17 protein-coding genes and 1 tRNA gene are annotated in these 15892 nt (G+C 41.6%); 5 read left to right on the forward strand and 13 right to left on the reverse strand.

Features of this window, described 5'->3' with window-relative positions:
* From FTU45_RS04295 to FTU45_RS04305, 3 genes are all read left to right on the forward strand, one after another.
* Positions 1-465: a hypothetical protein gene (locus FTU45_RS04295; RefSeq protein ID WP_153370311.1), complete on the forward strand. Its 465-nt coding sequence runs from the start codon at positions 1-3 to the stop codon at positions 463-465.
* A gap of 75 nt (positions 466-540) precedes the next feature.
* Positions 541-762 (forward strand): hypothetical protein, encoded by a 222-nt coding sequence (locus FTU45_RS04300; protein WP_180057964.1) that lies wholly within the window; start codon positions 541-543, stop codon positions 760-762.
* Between the two features lie 27 nt (positions 763-789).
* Positions 790-1221: a hypothetical protein gene (locus FTU45_RS04305; RefSeq protein WP_180075993.1), complete on the forward strand. Its 432-nt coding sequence runs from the start codon at positions 790-792 to the stop codon at positions 1219-1221.
* A gap of 342 nt (positions 1222-1563) precedes the next feature.
* Here the strand turns inward: FTU45_RS04305 and FTU45_RS04310 are convergent, their stop codons facing one another.
* The 11 genes from FTU45_RS04310 to FTU45_RS04360 form a co-directional block, all read right to left on the reverse strand.
* Complete coding sequence (locus FTU45_RS04310) at positions 1564-1938, reverse strand: hypothetical protein (RefSeq protein WP_180075994.1); 375 nt, start codon at positions 1936-1938, stop codon at positions 1564-1566.
* Positions 1935-3302, reverse strand: a complete 1368-nt coding sequence (gene dnaB / locus FTU45_RS04315) for a replicative DNA helicase (protein WP_180075995.1) — start codon at positions 3300-3302, stop codon at positions 1935-1937. The genes FTU45_RS04310 and dnaB overlap by 4 nt, the downstream gene beginning before the upstream one ends.
* On the reverse strand, positions 3299-4120 hold the full coding sequence (locus FTU45_RS04320) for a helix-turn-helix domain-containing protein (protein WP_180075996.1): 822 nt from the start codon (positions 4118-4120) through the stop codon (positions 3299-3301). Before FTU45_RS04320 ends, dnaB begins: the two co-directional genes overlap by 4 nt.
* Positions 4110-4286 (reverse strand): hypothetical protein, encoded by a 177-nt coding sequence (locus FTU45_RS04325; protein WP_180075997.1) that lies wholly within the window; start codon positions 4284-4286, stop codon positions 4110-4112. Before FTU45_RS04325 ends, FTU45_RS04320 begins: the two co-directional genes overlap by 11 nt.
* Positions 4279-4836: a hypothetical protein gene (locus FTU45_RS04330; RefSeq protein WP_180075998.1), complete on the reverse strand. Its 558-nt coding sequence runs from the start codon at positions 4834-4836 to the stop codon at positions 4279-4281. Before FTU45_RS04330 ends, FTU45_RS04325 begins: the two co-directional genes overlap by 8 nt.
* 307 nt (positions 4837-5143) lie before the next feature.
* The gene (locus FTU45_RS04335) at positions 5144-5851 is read right to left on the reverse strand and encodes a phage antirepressor KilAC domain-containing protein (RefSeq protein ID WP_180075999.1); all 708 of its coding nucleotides are present in this window, start codon (positions 5849-5851) and stop codon (positions 5144-5146) included.
* Between the two features lie 2 nt (positions 5852-5853).
* A complete protein-coding gene (locus tag FTU45_RS04340) occupies positions 5854-6075 on the reverse strand; it encodes a transcriptional regulator (RefSeq protein WP_257223948.1) in 222 nt (73 codons plus the stop codon).
* A gap of 135 nt (positions 6076-6210) precedes the next feature.
* On the reverse strand, positions 6211-7161 hold the full coding sequence (locus tag FTU45_RS04345; RefSeq protein WP_180076000.1) for a hypothetical protein: 951 nt from the start codon (positions 7159-7161) through the stop codon (positions 6211-6213).
* Positions 7162-7264: 103 nt separating this feature from the next.
* Positions 7265-8590 carry an integrase arm-type DNA-binding domain-containing protein gene (locus tag FTU45_RS04350; protein ID WP_180076001.1) on the reverse strand — a complete coding sequence of 442 codons (1326 nt, stop codon included), beginning with the start codon at positions 8588-8590 and terminating at the stop codon, positions 7265-7267.
* Positions 8591-8757: 167 nt separating this feature from the next.
* Positions 8758-8833: transfer RNA gene (locus FTU45_RS04355), tRNA-Arg, on the reverse strand.
* 92 nt (positions 8834-8925) lie between these two features.
* Positions 8926-10278 (reverse strand): amino acid permease, encoded by a 1353-nt coding sequence (locus FTU45_RS04360; protein ID WP_180076002.1) that lies wholly within the window; start codon positions 10276-10278, stop codon positions 8926-8928.
* Between the two features lie 333 nt (positions 10279-10611).
* Here FTU45_RS04360 and prpF point away from each other — a divergent pair, with 333 nt between their 5' ends.
* Together prpF and FTU45_RS04370 are read left to right on the forward strand one after the other, a co-directional pair.
* The gene (gene prpF / locus FTU45_RS04365; RefSeq protein ID WP_074383118.1) at positions 10612-11802 is read left to right on the forward strand and encodes a 2-methylaconitate cis-trans isomerase PrpF; all 1191 of its coding nucleotides are present in this window, start codon (positions 10612-10614) and stop codon (positions 11800-11802) included.
* A 522-nt stretch (positions 11803-12324) separates the two neighbouring features.
* The gene (locus tag FTU45_RS04370; RefSeq protein WP_074383117.1) at positions 12325-13233 is read left to right on the forward strand and encodes a polyprenyl synthetase family protein; all 909 of its coding nucleotides are present in this window, start codon (positions 12325-12327) and stop codon (positions 13231-13233) included.
* A 92-nt stretch (positions 13234-13325) separates the two neighbouring features.
* Here FTU45_RS04370 and putP read toward each other — a convergent pair whose 3' ends face one another.
* Both putP and FTU45_RS04380 read right to left on the reverse strand, forming a co-directional pair.
* A complete protein-coding gene (gene putP / locus FTU45_RS04375; protein WP_180076003.1) occupies positions 13326-14816 on the reverse strand; it encodes a sodium/proline symporter PutP in 1491 nt (496 codons plus the stop codon).
* 213 nt (positions 14817-15029) lie between these two features.
* Positions 15030-15887 (reverse strand): SPFH domain-containing protein, encoded by an 858-nt coding sequence (locus tag FTU45_RS04380; protein WP_005096199.1) that lies wholly within the window; start codon positions 15885-15887, stop codon positions 15030-15032.
* Between the last annotated feature and the right edge of the window lie 5 nt (positions 15888-15892).

Genomic DNA, 15892 nt, shown 5'->3' on the forward strand with positions numbered 1-15892 from the left:
ATGATTGGTAGAGTTTTACCCATATTACTTTTAGGGTATTCAACAGTAGCTTTAGCAGAAAATGGATTTGATCGCTCGTTAATCAATGCCAAGATAATCAATGAGAAATATGAAATTATTGATATTGATAGCTTTAACGATCTTACTCGTCAAATCACCAATGAAGTAGTTTCGACGTTACCTAGAAAAGTTGATGCTGATACAGAGCTATTAACCATGGTGTTAAGCAGACCTTTAATTTCTCAGACTTATGCGCTAAGAGATATTGAAACTAAAAAGGATTTATCGGAAAAAATAGATTTGGAAAAGTTTAGTCAATTAATTAGAAATTACGCTTGTTCCTCAGCTATTGGCACTTCTCAAGTTTATAGGGTAAATGGCACTCATTTTTCCTTTAAAGTGATTAATAGTGATTTTATGGAACTTTACAGCTATACATTCCCACTAAGAACATGTGAAGAATGAATGTGAAATACAATTCAAAGTTGCAGTTATTGCTGAATAGCTTGATTAGTATGACTACACTTTGAGGAATAATTGATGACCTTATATATCTCAACACCTGAGTTATTAAAGCGCTATGGAATTACTAAAGGTACTTTGATCAGCTGGCGAAATAAAAAGAACTTTCCTGAACCAGTGATTAAAGCGCATGGACGTTCCAGTAGTCGTTACGGGATCAAAGCTGTCGATACCTGGGAAAGAGAAAGTGGCTTGCTTGACTCACTTGAAATACAGCCTCTGATAACACCGCATACATAATTTTAGTAGAAAAAGGAATTTCACATCATGAAGAAGATAATAGCTTTCTCTCTAATGAGTCTTATAAGCTCAGTGGCTTTGGCTACCCCAATTACACTTCAGCATTCCAAGACCAGCTATGTGAACTCAGGGATCTGTTCCGCCGTGGTGGATGTGACGATCCATGATTTTCTTGGGACCTATGACAAACTGTATTTAGACCTGGTGGCAAAGGATAAAGCCGGTAGAGTGCAAGGGACTTCTGAGAATGTAATAACCTACGGCGATATACAAAACCTTCAAGGTAAAGCATTTGGAAATATTTTTCTTGAATCGGAAACAATGTGTGGAGCAGATCGTACTTGGACAGTTCAGGTTAAGCGCGCCGTCTTGGTTATAGATGGTAAAAGAGAGGATTTGCTAAAGGCTAAAAAAGTTCATATTGATGACTTTCAGCCCATGAGAATAGTAGCTAAATAACAGACTGATTAATAATTCTTGAATACATAGATTAAATTTTACTCATGTCTACCGTTACACAGCCCCAAAATGTGCGTTTCAAACAAAAATTGATGAAATTCACCTCTGTTACATGCCAAAAAACCGTGCGTTACAGAGCAAAAAACTGTGCGTTACACAGCATAAAAACTGTGCGTTACACAGCATAAAAACTGTGCGTTACACAGCATAAAAACTATAGATTACATACATGAAAACAGTGTGTTTTCATGTATGAGAATTGGGTGGTTCGTATAATTTAATGACTCGTTACATAAGAAAAGTCATTATTAAATTTGATGAAATGCTTTAATTAAAGCGGTATCAGAGAAGATCCAGCTGTCCAATCTTATATTGATACGTTCCCCATTCACCTTCACGAGGTTCGCGGCTAATACCCGTTTCAGCTCGCCATAGCTCAATAAGTGCTTCGCCATTTTCATAATTGGGTATGCTCCCTCGTGCCCATTCGCTAACTGTAGAAGCACCAGAGACAGGCAATACAAAGGCTATTTTTTCATGTGTCCAACCGAGACGGCTAAGATCTAGAATTATGCGGTTGAAGTCTGGACGTTTATAGCCACGGCGTTTAACGATGAACTCCTTTACCTTTTTTTTAGTTCTTAAGTTTTTGAATCTTTCGGTCAATGATTTACCTGATGCAGTAGAATCTACGCGATCACCTTGAATAAACATCATATTGTATTCCCCTGGATTTGATTAAGCGCATCATGATCTAGATTGGTGAATTGGCAGTACTTCAGCTGGGCATGCATGTACGCAGTACCAGCTTCGCCGTGTCTGTTTTTCCCAACAATAGCTTCAGCAATCCCTTTGTATTGAGACTCCTTGTTATAAATTTCATCTCGATATAGGAAAATGATTTGATCAGCATCTTGTTCAATCGCTCCAGACTCACGTAGATCTGACATCATAGGTCTTTTATTTGGTCGTTTCTCTAACTCACGATTGAGCTGAGATAAAAGAACAATGACGCAATCAAACTCTTTGGCCATGGCTTTCAGCTCACCGGTAAAATAAGCAATCTTTAAATCCTCCCGGGCGAATTGCTTTGTTGTCTTCATAATCTGAAGGTAATCAACAAGGACCACACCAACAGAGCCATACTGATGTTTTACTTTACGAATAGACTCCCTGATATTTGCAATAGATGGACGGGAAGTATCATTGATCTGCATTGGTACTTCTTTCAGCATCACCACGGCGTCTGTATACGCCGTAAATTCATTTTTAGGTAATAGGTGTGGGGAATTACGCACTACTCCAATATCTGCTGGTGCAATCGCGCAACAGAGACGCATGGCGATCTGTTCTTTGGGCATTTCTCCTGACATGATGAGGGCCGGCTTTTTCTGTATCACTGCTACATTATTTGCAATGAGCTGAAGCATAGTCGTCTTACCCATTGCTGGCCGTGCAGCCACCACCATTAGGCAACCAGGTTCAACATCGCCTAGTTTCTTGTCGAGGTCATAGATGCCAGTCTGGATTCCTTTGATCATCGAATTACCAGCAATTGCAGCTTCAATCTTACGGTGCATCTCATGAAAGGTATTAGCAGCAGCATCATGAATATGAAAGAGAGATTCACTTCCTGATTCAGTATTCAGATCGGCGAAAGCAGCTTGTGCATTCTGGACTAGTTCACCACGGCTCACCGTTAAGTTCCGAGCATGATTAATCACTTTCATTGCTTCAGCTTCAACTTGCCTGCATGTCGTAAGATCCTTCAATTTCTCAGCATAAGACACCAGATTGTAAAAACTTGACGGCGCATCGCCCAGAATCTGCATGATGTATTGCTCGCCACCGGCAGCTTCAGAATAGTTACGCATTTCTAACCACTGATTAACTAAGACGGCGTCATATGGTGAATTTTTAGAATCAAGATCTACTATGGCCTGAAAAATCAGCTTGTGGCGTGTAGCGTAGAAATCCTCTTCAGTCAGTAAATTTTCAACTCGATTGTATGAATTTGAGACTGTCATCAGTGCAGCAAGCACAGCTTGTTCAATTTGTAGATTATGAATAGGTGTATTCATTGAGTACCTCCTAATAGGCTCTTAGGCTTAGTCGGTAAATTAAGAAATGGTTGAGCAGTATTAGCTTGCTGTCCGGTCGGAGACTGAATGCCATATTCAGGATTCTGCTTTTTGTAGCGATCAAACTTGTCTACGATCCAAGCCGTGAACTTATGAAGTTTTTTACTGTCAGATAGTCCGCTGTTATCAAAATAAGAGTTGAATGCACTCAGCTCGAATTCAAAGCTAGGTAGGCCAAAGATTAGGTCTATATTGTTGCCATGACCTGCCATCTTTATCTTTGTTACCAACTGATCCACATTAGGAATCCAGTCATGTTCTTGAGAGAGATTCATTGGTAGATTCATTGGTAGATTCAGCGACCCAATAATGGGTTCATTCAAAGTACCGTTTTTGGGTTCGTTACCATCCAAAATTGGGTTCATTAGATCAGGTGAATAACCCCGTTTTTGGGTCTGTTTAATAGTCCCATTTTTGGGTTCGTTATTATCCTTAATAGACCCAATATTGGGTTTGTTTGAATGAGCCCAATTTTTAGTTTGTTCTCTCGATTGAACCCCAACTAATTCTAAAATTCGAACTCGCCCAGTAGGTCCCGTTCTTTTTCCAGTATCTAAAATTAGGCCAAGTTCTATTAATTCAGTGACTACTTTTTTAACAGTTTTAAGGTTTAACACCGTATCCGATGCTAATCTTTCCATACTTGGCCAAGCTGTATGTTCTTCACCAGCTCGATCTGCTAATGAAAGCAGAACGAGACGTTGTGATGAGTTATTTACCGGAGCAGTCCAAGCCCAGCGTGTTGCATCAATGCTCACTAGGCCCTCCTTGCTGATGGTAGTTTTTCAGTACCGTATTCCAAAGACGTTCTGGAGTAATACGTACTGATTCAACATATGCAGCAGATGGGGACGGTGTTGTCTGCTCGACAACAGGTTCTGGCTGTTCTTGAGTTTGTTTTGATGAAATAGAAGGCTTATCCATTTTTAGTAGCCTCCCATTCTGCTTCATACTTTTCGCGTTCAACATCGAAAGTGTTGCTATGACTCTCTGCTAAATAAGCAGCAATATGAATTAAGTGCTCAAGAGTCCCAAAGACGGCGCCATGAGTACCTTGTTTGATGGCTTCTTTTACTACTTCGACTTCATCTTTAACTTGATAAAACATCGTCTCAAGCCATGATGTATTTTCATGAGTAAGAGAGTAAGCATCGAACAGATCCCCAGCACTGTACTGATCATCAGGCTTATGCGTATGTCTGTTAAGTTCACGCATGTAAGTGTCTGCCTGGCTATCGGCAAGCTGCTGGGAAATTATTATTAGATTTTCTAGTTCAGCAAAAATAGAAGGGTCGGCTCTTTCACTTTCTTGTACAAATGTTTTAACGAAAGCCGTTGCTTTGCTGATCTGATTAGCCAAAGTTCGAAGCTGTGTGGCAGTTTCAGATGCAAGTGAGTAAGCACTGATAATATCTGCGGCACTGTAAAAAGGAATTGAGTGTTCTGAAAATTGAATTTGTACTTTAGCGTTCATGATGAATGCGCTCCTTTTACTAAGCTAGGAGCTTCACAAATCACTGTCAAATGATTGGTGTGAAGCTTGAAAGGGTTGACAGGCCGGCGTAAAAGGTAACCGGCACACTCGAAAGTGTCCCTCCCAAGCTCCACATAACGATGCGGACGCATAGAGAAATTACGCATAAAAAAAGCCCGAAGCGGACTATATGCGCCTTTTACATTGCAGCCTGTCAAAACTGATTCAGTGATTTTGCACTGAACACGATCAATATAGCCGAATCGCTTTAGTTTGAGAAGTGCTATTAAAAAAATAATTTTAAATCTCATGGTCGCTCCCCAAACCTTTTAGCTAAGATCTGCATGCCTTTGGGCAATATGAAGAACTCAGTCTGTGTATAGCTATATGGCTGGCCAGAAGCTTTTACGCCTTCTTTAAGTGAGTATTTAGTTTCACAGTAGCCGCGGCTTTCAGAGTAGTAAGTCGAGGCTCTGGAGTTATTCAAATATCGGTCCCAGTTATGCTTACGAAGCCATTCAGCTAGTTCTTGCTGCTTCACATTTAGGATTTTGCAAGCCTGTTGGAATTTAACGCCGTATTCAGTGTGGGTAATCGTTTCTATTGCTTTGGATAATGTTTGGTTTTCTGAGGTCAGCTGTAAATTCTGTTTTGCCTGGACTTCAATCGCTTGTAGGAGATGCTGGGGATTGCTGATATCGAATGCTGGAGTCTGCTGCTCAAGCTCATACCAACGTTTTACTATGGCGGCAGTGAACTCTGGACAAAGTTGAGCAACAACTGTGATTGAGTCGAGCTTTCCTTGTTCACCTGAAAATACGTATACATTTGAAAATCTATTAGGGCTAACTAACTGTTTATTTTCAACTTTCATCAGTGGTGGAAGTTGAATAACTCCACGTTTAGCAAGTCGTTCAATAGATAAATTAACGGCCCGTAATTCAGACTGGACAAGCTCGGCTATATCAAGGCTCAGCATTTGATGAGCTGTTAATAAAAGATTGGAAGCATTCATAATTATGCCTCCATTTCAGCTGTTGCAGCTTCTTTCTTACTGTTATGCCACTCAACAAGCTCTTGATAATCAAAGAAAACTGGGGATTGTTTTGATGTACCCATTTTTAATGGGCGAGGGAATGAAGGGTCTCTGCGAATAGTGTGTCGAAGTGATTCACGGGTCACATCAAGTAGCTTGCATGCAGTACTGAATTGAATTCGAATAGGAGTTGCTTGAAGCATAAATACAACCATATTTAGATGAATATGGCTATATCTAAGCAAATGAAGTTTGGTGTCATACAAGTGACAATATTAAAATATTTACTGTCACCTGAGGTGACACCTGAGGTGACACTTATTTTATATTTATGAAATTTATAGCTTTTTATTATTTGTTATGACGGTAATTCTTTGAATGAGGCGATTATTTGTATATCCCATCTCTTCTAAAATTTGCTTGATTGCTGGTGAGTGGTCTTCATATTTTGTTGAATAGTTCTCTAAATATTTCTTCTCCCAAACTTTAATCGCCAGTTCAAGTTCGGGTGCAAAATGAGGGTGTGTCGGATTAATTGATGGGTGTGTAGGCGGGGAAGCGTAAGATGTTTGTGATTCAATTATTTCACGATCAGTATACCCAGGGATATGAAACTTAGGTTTTAGATATTCTTTGAGCACCTTTGTTGGGATGACATCTGCTGGTAATAAAGATGCCTCTTTGGCCTTTTTAAGCAAATTAAAGCAACTTCTAAATTGTGGGCTTTCTCTATGAAAGCGATCCGCATCGTTTTCATATAGATTCTTGGCTTCAATTGCATCTACGCATCCCACTATAAGACAGGCAGCCTCAAAATAAGAAAATTGATCTTGGAAGAAATAAGTTGGGGTGTATGCGGTAACTGTGGGATTCTTTCCAAATATGAAGCAACTTTCAAACTCGTGTATTGATGAATCCTGTCCAACAAATAATTCAATTAGATTTGCTTTAGCCCAATAAACCCCATGTAGTGCTGTATAATTTTCAGAGCTTAAATTTTCTTTGATGTTAAACTTGTGAAAAGCTTTAATTGATTTTGAGCTATCATCTTTAAAATTATAGGGATTTGCAAGAGTTTCGATAAATTTTAAAACAAGATTATTTTGCTCTTGAGTTAATGAATTATCTGGCTGATAGATAAAGTAATCTAAAAAATCGGCTAAATATTTAATTGCTGAAATGTATTCTGTCGATATTAATTTCACAATATCGTAAAGTGAAACTTCGTCTTGCTCCATTAATAATGGAAGTAACTTAGTATTCCATTTCGATTTTAAATTATCTTGCATTTTTGCCTCCCACGGCACGCCCAATAGGATAGGAGCTAAGCCGGTCAGATTGGGTCTCTGATGTTCGGGGATCAACCTAGGCTTAGCAAACTGTTAAAACCGGTTATTTCGCCAGTTTTGCAAATTTGAAATTGATTACATCATCATTAAGTAATTGCTGAGTAAAGTCATACGGGCTGATATACCCAACTAGGTTAGCTTCTAGATAGTCGCTCCACCAGTTGAGCATAGCTTTACGTTCCTCTAAATATTCGGCTTGGTGAGTGTAAGCAAGACGTACTTGATCACGCTCTTGGTGACTCATTTGCTTCTCTACCGCTTCTTTTTGAAATAAGGTGCTTTGCACCAACGCAGAACAAGCCATGCCCCTGAATCCATGTCCGCATATATCTTTATTAGTGTCATAGCCGATACGGCGTAGTGTCTTGTTGATAGTAGATTCACTAATAAATCCTTGTGGGTCGCCATTTTTTGGGAAGACATTTTTAGTAATGCCACTGTACGTATGGATTTCTCTCAGAATATCGACAACCTGGGGGGATAGTGGAATCAAATGATCCATCTTCATTTTGGCACCGCGATTAGAAAATTTTTGTCCCGGAATGAACTCTCTTTCTCCTGGGATGGTCCATATACCTTTTTGAAGATCAAACTCACTCCAACGTGCAAAACGGAATTCACTGGAACGTACAAAGGTATGAAGAGCAAACGCCGTACATAATTTCGTTATAGGGTAGCCCTTGTCATTTTCTAATTTTTGCAAGAGTTCAGGCAGTTGCTCTAATGGCAGCTGAGGGTGATGTTTGGATTTCTTTGTTTTTACAAAAACATCTTTTAGAAAGTAAGCAGGATTTTCTTCTATGAGGCCGCGTGATATCGCATAAGAAAATATGCTGCTAAATCTTTGGCGAGTTTTCTTTAATACTTCAGCATATCCAGATTCTTCAATAGAGCGTAAAACCTTAACCAGGTCTCTAGGTTTCACTGCATCTATCGACTGTTGCCCGATGATGGGGAAAACATAGTCTTCTAAGTTCTTTAATGCTCTTTCGGCTGTATGTGCAATCCAGCGACCAGTATTGCTATATTCCTTATGCCAGTCTCGAGCTATAACCTCAAAACTATATGCATTATTCAATTTAGCTTTTTTTACTTCGCTGTATTCAATTGGATCTATGCCATTAGCTATTAGTTCTTCTAATTCACGGCGTTTTTCTCTGGCCGCTTTTAAGCTTAATGCAGGGAAGTTGCCTAAAGTCATCAATCCATCTTTACCATTGGCCCTTTTATATTTAAATCGCCATACCTTTGAACCACTCTTTCGAATGAACAAAATAAGGCCATGACCATCATATAGGGAGTAGTCTTTTTCCTGTGGTTTTGCCCCAGTGCACTTGGAGTCAGATAGCGGAATAGTCTTTTTGGCCATGATCAAATAAGGATACATATTGAGTAGAACTATATATATCCTCAATCATATCCTTATATTTTGCAACTATATCCTTATATATTTACCTATATTCTTCTATGTTTTTATTATATATGATTGAATATAAATGTCTTTTAACTAAAATGTTTTATATTCTGTTATTGGGGTGGTGCGCCCTGCGGGACTCGAACCCACGTCGGTCGCTTAGGAGGCAACTGCTCTATCCAGTTAAGCTAAGGGCGCAAAACGATCCCTAATCTACTCCAAAAAGGACGAAAAAAAAAGTTATTGCCGAAGCAATAACTTTAAAAAATCATCAATTAAAACGCTTTTAATCAATTTTTAGACTGTAGAAGTTTAAACAAAACAAACATCACTACTACCCAAATCGGAAGCATATATACTGATTCCTGGAAGCCCTGAGTCCACATGATATAAAGAATTGTCGCAATAAAGCCCAGTACAAGCACGTTACCTGCTGGAGACCAGAGTGCTGGAAACTTCGTTTTTTCACCCATTTTTTTCATTGCTTGAATAAACTTGAAATGGGTTAGTGAAATCATGGCCCAGTTCAACACTAGAGCGCCAACAACTACATAGATCAGGTGGCTTAAAGCATCTTCCGGTACAAAGTAGTTCAATAATACACAGCCAAAGATCAATACAGCAGAGAAGAGTACTGCTGGAATTGGTGTACCTTGTTTATTTACTTTCAGGAAAAGCTTCGGTGCATTACCTTGTTTAGCCAGACCGAACAGCATACGGCTATTGGCATACATACCGCTGTTATATACAGACAGTGCAGCAGTTAAAATAATGAAGTTCAGCAAATGTGCTGCCCAATCAATCCCTAGTTGGCTAAAGATCATCACGAATGGACTCTTATCCAGACCACCGAGTTCCAGCTGATTCCAAGGCACAAGTGATAACAAGATTGTTAATGCACCGACATAGAAAATCAGGATACGGAACACAACCTGGTTAATCGCTTTCGGAATAGTCTTTTCTGGATTTTCAGCTTCTGCCGCAGCCATACCAATCAGCTCAATCCCGCCAAAGGCGAACATGAGGAAGGCCAGCATATAGAACAGACCTTCAAAGCCATTCGGGAAGAAACCGCCCGCTGTCCATAAATTACTGAAAGACGCAGTCGAGGAAGCATCTGCAGTCAAGATTAGATATAAACCGAAGACAATCATCGAGATAACCGCAGTCACTTTAATGATTGAAAGCCAGAATTCTGATTCACCGTAGAATTTCACATTGCCGAGGTTGACCAGGGTAATCACGATAAAGAAAAACAGTACCGATGCCCAAGCTGGAATAAAAGGCCACCAATAGTTAATATATTTCGCAACGGCAGTAAGTTCGGTCATGGCCACCAGGATATATAAAATCCAGTAGTTCCAGCCCGCAAGGAAACCGGGGAACTTGCCCCAGTATTTATAAGCAAAATGGCTGAATGAACCTGCGACAGGTTCATGAACAATCATCTCACCCAATTGACGCATGATTAAAAATGCAATCAAGCCACCAATGGCATAGCCCAAAATAATAGAAGGACCCGCAGATTGGATCACCTGTGCGGAACCTAAGAATAAGCCTGTGCCAATTGCACCGCCCATGGCGATCAACTGAATATGACGGTTCTTTAAGCCACGCTGAAGTTGTGAAGACTCGTTATTCAAAGTGTTCAGCCCGACAATGGAAAAAATAAGTATAAAGATTGTAATGGAACAAAGTTCAGAAACCTAGTGCAAGACTTTGAATGAAATATTATTATCAGATTTATAATAAAAAATTATAAAAATAAATTAAATAAAAGATAACTGAATCAATATATTAATTTTATTGACATTGTAACTGATGAGTTTCCTGTTTTTTTGCTCTGATACGAATGCTGATTTTTTATACTTAGGTCGGAGCACTGAACTTCCTTGGCTTTAAAGCGATTATACTCTTCTCATAAGTATTCCATAACTTTTACCAAAACAAAGACAAGCCAAAGGATGAAACAATTCATGAGTTTTGCAGCCCAAATCAAGATTCCTGCAACCTATATGCGTGGAGGCACCAGTAAAGGCGTTTTTTTTAAGCTGGATGATTTGCCCGCAGAAGCACAACAGGCCGGCCGGATTCGTGATCAGCTTCTGCTACGCGTGATTGGTAGCCCAGATCCTTATGCTAAACAGATCGATGGTATGGGCGGCGCCAGTTCCAGTACCAGCAAGACTGTGATTCTGTCAAAAAGCCAGCAGGCCGATCATGATGTAGATTATTTATTTGGTCAGGTGGCAATTGACCGTCCTTTTGTGGACTGGAGTGGTAATTGCGGTAATCTCACCGCAGCAGTGGGAGCTTTTGCCATTTCTAATGCTCTGATTGATAGATCACGTATTCCGGAAAATGGGCTGTGTACAGTCCGCATCTGGCAGGCCAATATTCAAAAAACCATTATTGCGCATGTGCCAATGCGAAATGGTCAAGTTCAGGAGTTGGGCGATTTTGAACTGGATGGCGTGACTTTTCCGGCAGCCGAAGTACAGATCGAGTTTTTAGATCCTGCCGATGATGATGGCGAAGGCGGTTCGATGTTTCCGACAGGCAATCTGGTCGATACGCTGGAAGTTCCCAATATTGGCAGTTTTGAAGTCACCATGATTAATGCCGGCATTCCCACCGTGTTTTTGAATGCGGGAGATTTGGGTTATAACGGCACCGAGCTTCAGGATCATATGAATAATGATGCGGCAGCGCTGGCAAAGTTTGAAACCATTCGTGCTTATGCTGCGAAGCAGATGGGATTGATTCAGGACATTAGCGAAGCAGCTAACCGTCAGCACACCCCAAAAATCGCTTTTGTAGCGCCATCCAAAACTTATACCTCATCAAGTGGCAAGGTGGTTGCCGAAGCAGATGCCGATATTCTGGTTCGTGCCTTGTCTATGGGGAAACTGCATCATGCCATGATGGGCACAGCTGCGGTGGCAATTGGTACGGCGGCAGCCATTCCGGGGACTCTGGTGAATCGGGTGGCAGGCGGTGTAGAGCGTGAAGCCGTGCGTTTTGGCCATCCTTCGGGGACTTTAAGAGTAGGCGCACAAGCAAGTCAGGAAAATGGAGAGTGGAAAGTGAAAAAAGCCATCATGAGTCGCAGTGCACGTGTGTTGATGGAAGGTTGGGTACGCGTTCCTGAAGATGTTTTGCTCTAGTTTGATTTACCTACCCATTATTTAGCCTGAGAAAATTACTGTTGTGACCATTACTGGCCAAAATTTTGACTCAGCTATCGTTGGCATGGTAGGAAGTAATAAAAGCTATCAGAGAATACGTTTAAATATCTAAACTTGTTTATATTTAGAGGTAGATATTGTCTAGTCTCATTTTTCCTTTAAAAATTTAAATGGATTTGTGCAGGTAAAATCCTACTTTGGAAAGACCCAAAGTAGGCAAAAGTCTCTTATTGCCCATACACCACGTCCTGTGGTGATGGGTAATGTGTGGCATCCCTGCCACAGGCACTTGATAAATCCAAGCACTTCCACTCTGGGACAGTAGCGCTGTCGCGGCAGTGGTTTTATCGGCGGAACATATTTTGATATCTATTGCTGCTTTAAATCAATCCACAGATAAAGCTGAAAATTCAAGGCGATTGTAGGTACAATAGTGCTTATCAGAACAAGTGGCTCAAACTTGTTATTTTCATCCTTCCGGACTATGTATTCGAGGCAAATGTGTCATCTATTACTGACGTATCAATCCATGCATTGACTCAAGCACAACATCGTATTCAACAAGATTTACTGACAGCCCTAGATGCCTTTGCCATTCCTGAACCTTTAAAGTCGGCGGTGCATCATGCCGTGATGCTGGGAGGGAAGCGTGTTCGTCCAGCATTATGCTATGCCACAGCAGCACTGAAACCGAATCAGAATACCGCGGCGGTACGCCGTGCGGCGGTTGCGATTGAATTTATCCATTGTTATTCACTGGCACATGATGATCTGCCGTGTATGGACAATGATTTGCTGCGCCGTGGTCAGCCGACCTGCCATGTGGCTTATGGTGAAGATACCGCGCTTTTGGCAGGTGATATTCTACAGTCGATGGCCTTTGAAATTTTAGGCAGTCGTCTGTTTGATCAAGGCCCTGCGGTAGATGCTTCGATTGTGCTAAAACAAATGCAGATTCTGGCCACAGCCTCTTCGAAAATGGTCAATGGTCAGGTGTTGGATTTGCAGTCCGAAGGCAAAAAAATTGATCAGGAAGTATTAGAAACCATTCATCGTAATAAAACCGGTGCCTTGATGAGTGCTGCGATTATGATGGCGGCGGTCACAATCTTTGAAGGTACAGATCTGGCGATTCCAAAGCTGCGTGAGTTTGGACAGGCGATTGGTCTGGCCTTCCAGGTGCAGGACGATATTCTGGATATTATTTCTGATACCGAAGTGTTGGGTAAAACAGCTGGCAAGGATGAGCAGGTAGAAAAATCGACATATCCTGCCTTGATGGGGCTGGAACAGGCCAAAGCCTATGCACAGCAATTGCATGATCAGGCCTTAGCCGCACTTGCTCATTTTGATGATCAGGCGGCAGAGCTGATCTCTATCACCCAGTTTTTACTTCAGCGTAAAAATTAAAATGCTTGAATCTGTTCATTGTTTTTATTTTGAGTGATTGTTCAGGTATTAAAAAAGCGGACTTTAAAGTCCGCTTTTTTTGATCGTTAATTTTATTTGGTTTCGTTATACAGACGTTCAGCCTGTTCAAAACGATCGGTAATTTCAGCCGTAGGTACTTTACCCATCAAGCTCACTACAATGATGGCAATGAATGAGCAGATAAAGCCCGGGATAATTTCATAGACACCTGTTGCTGCGAACAGGTTTTTCCATAAAATCACCATCACTGCACCCATAATCATACCTGCCAAGGCACCATTCAAAGTCATGCGTTTCCAGAACAGGGACAGAATGATCAGCGGGCCAAATGCAGCACCAAAACCGGCCCAGGCATAAGCGACCAGACCCAGCACTTTCGATTCAGGATTACCCGCCATCCAGATTGCCAGCAGGGCAATCAGCAGCACCATAAAACGGCCAACCCAAACCAGTTCTTTTTGAGATGCATTTTTGCGCAGGAAGGATTTATAAAAATCCTCTGTCAGCGTACTTGAGCAGACCAGAAGCTGACAGCTTAAAGTACTCATTACCGCAGCCAAAATCGCAGCCAGGACAATACCGGCAATCCATGGGTTGAACAGAATTTTGGTCAATTCCATAAATACAGTTTCAGGATTGGCATTCACCACACTGGCCAGTTCCGGATGTTGCTGGAAATAAGCAATACCAAAGAAACCGGCAGCCACGGCACCAGCTAAGCTCAGGATCATCCAGGTCATACCAATACGGCGTGCATTTGGAATTGACTTGACTGAATCTGCCGCCATAAAGCGCACCAGAATATGTGGCTGACCAAAATAACCCAAGCCCCATGCCAGTAGCGACAGGATGGCCACCGTACTTAAATCACCGACCAGATTCATGGCCTGTGGACGTGCCGCTTCAAGCGCCAGAGTGACCTGAGACATATCAGAGAAGGTCAACAGCGTCACAATTGGCGTGAGCAACAGCGCAAAGATCATCAGGCCGGCCTGAATGGTATCGGTCCAGCTGACTGCCAGAAAACCGCCAATAAATACATAACTGATGGTGGCAATGGCACTAATCCAGAGCGCCGTCGTGTAGGACATTTCAAACATGCTTTCGAACAGGCGCGCACCTGCTACCATGCCTGAGGCACAGTAAATCGCAAAGAAAATCAGAATCACAAAAGCCGATACAATACGTAAAATTTTATTCTGGTCGTTAAAACGATTGGAAAAATAATCTGGAAGGGTCAGGGCATTGTGCTGAACTTCCGTATGTACCCGTAAGCGGCCAGCCACCAGCAACCAGTTTAACCAGGCACCAATAATCAGGCCAATGGCAATCCACATTTCCGACAAACCGGAAAGATAAATTGCACCGGGCAGGCCCATCAGCAGCCAGCCACTCATATCGGAAGCCCCAGCGGAAAGTGCAGTAACAAAACTACCTAAACGACGGCCCCCTAAAATGTAATCGGAAAAGTTTGTGGTCGCACGATAAGCCATCAGGCCGATCACCACCATGGCGACAATATAAAAAAGAAAGGTAATTAACGTTGGATTTAGGGAGCTCATACGGTATCCATTTTCGAGTTGGACAGTAATCGAATAAGGACTTATGTTGATGATAAATGCTGTGGCGAAACACAGATCTGGCATCAAAGCCCAAAGGATTTCAAAAAATAACGCGAAATTTAAGCATAAATTCCAAATCTTTGCTGAGATTTTCGTGTTTAAACGAAAAATAGGCAGCGAATACGCTGCCTATGGATTTGAAAATGAAAATTTTTACTGAGGCGGACGACCCATCACGCCTCGAATCGTGTTCAGCACGTCTGCAGGCAAGACCACCGTTTTGGCATTCGGTGATTTGGCCATATCTTGCATGGCCTTGATATATTGCTCACCGAGTAAATAGGCAACCGGAATCTCATTACTACCAATTGCCGAAGTCACCATATCAATCGCACGTTGTGAAGATTCAGCCAGAACCACCTGTGCTTCTGCATCACGGCGCGATGCTTCCAGACGACCATCCGCTTCCAGAATGGCAGCCTGTTTTTCACCATCAGCTTTGGTCACGGTCGCACGACGTTGACGTTCAGCAGCGGCCTGTTCTTCCATCGCGGTTTGCATGGTGACTGAAGGTTTAATATCCTGAATTTCAACGGTTTTAAGCGTGATACCCCAGTCCGAGATATCATCGGAAATACTGGATTTTAAACGTGCTTTAATATGATCACGTGATGATAGTGCATCATCCAGATCCATTTCACCGACAATCGAACGTAATGAGGTTTGTACCAGGTTTTGAATTGCCCAAGAATAGTTTTCAATGCCGTAGACCGCTTTTTCAGGTGTGGTCAGGTTGATATAGGCCACCGCATTCATGAGTAACACGGCATTATCACGGGTAATCACTTCCTGTGAAGGAATATCCAGCACAATATCTTTGGTGGTGACTTTATAAGCCACTTCATCAATATACGGAATGACAAAATTCAGACCCGGATTCAGCGTCGTATGGTATTTGCCCAAGCGTTGTGCGATCCATTTATAACCTTGCGGGACAATACGTACCCCTTTAAAAATTGTAATCGCCACAAAGGCCAAAAATGCGATAACAATTATAGTTCCACCAGACATATCTT

It is taken from the genome of Acinetobacter sp. YH12106 (assembly GCF_013418995.1).
GTDB lineage: Bacteria > Pseudomonadota > Gammaproteobacteria > Pseudomonadales > Moraxellaceae > Acinetobacter > Acinetobacter pseudolwoffii.

Coding starts and splice junctions, on each gene's coding strand:
- FTU45_RS04295 (WP_153370311.1), top strand. CDS start 1: ATGATTGGTAGAGTTTTACCCATATTACTTTTAGGGTATTCAACAGTA.
- FTU45_RS04300 (WP_180057964.1), top strand. CDS start 541: ATGACCTTATATATCTCAACACCTGAGTTATTAAAGCGCTATGGAATT.
- FTU45_RS04305 (WP_180075993.1), top strand. CDS start 790: ATGAAGAAGATAATAGCTTTCTCTCTAATGAGTCTTATAAGCTCAGTG.
- FTU45_RS04310 (WP_180075994.1), bottom strand. CDS start 1,938: ATGATGTTTATTCAAGGTGATCGCGTAGATTCTACTGCATCAGGTAAA.
- dnaB (WP_180075995.1), bottom strand. CDS start 3,302: ATGAATACACCTATTCATAATCTACAAATTGAACAAGCTGTGCTTGCT.
- FTU45_RS04325 (WP_180075997.1), bottom strand. CDS start 4,286: ATGGATAAGCCTTCTATTTCATCAAAACAAACTCAAGAACAGCCAGAA.
- FTU45_RS04330 (WP_180075998.1), bottom strand. CDS start 4,836: ATGAACGCTAAAGTACAAATTCAATTTTCAGAACACTCAATTCCTTTT.
- FTU45_RS04335 (WP_180075999.1), bottom strand. CDS start 5,851: ATGAATGCTTCCAATCTTTTATTAACAGCTCATCAAATGCTGAGCCTT.
- FTU45_RS04340 (WP_257223948.1), bottom strand. CDS start 6,075: ATGCTTCAAGCAACTCCTATTCGAATTCAATTCAGTACTGCATGCAAG.
- FTU45_RS04345 (WP_180076000.1), bottom strand. CDS start 7,161: ATGCAAGATAATTTAAAATCGAAATGGAATACTAAGTTACTTCCATTA.
- FTU45_RS04350 (WP_180076001.1), bottom strand. CDS start 8,590: ATGGCCAAAAAGACTATTCCGCTATCTGACTCCAAGTGCACTGGGGCA.
- prpF (WP_074383118.1), top strand. CDS start 10,612: ATGAGTTTTGCAGCCCAAATCAAGATTCCTGCAACCTATATGCGTGGA.
- putP (WP_180076003.1), bottom strand. CDS start 14,816: ATGAGCTCCCTAAATCCAACGTTAATTACCTTTCTTTTTTATATTGTC.
- FTU45_RS04380 (WP_005096199.1), bottom strand. CDS start 15,887: ATGTCTGGTGGAACTATAATTGTTATCGCATTTTTGGCCTTTGTGGCG.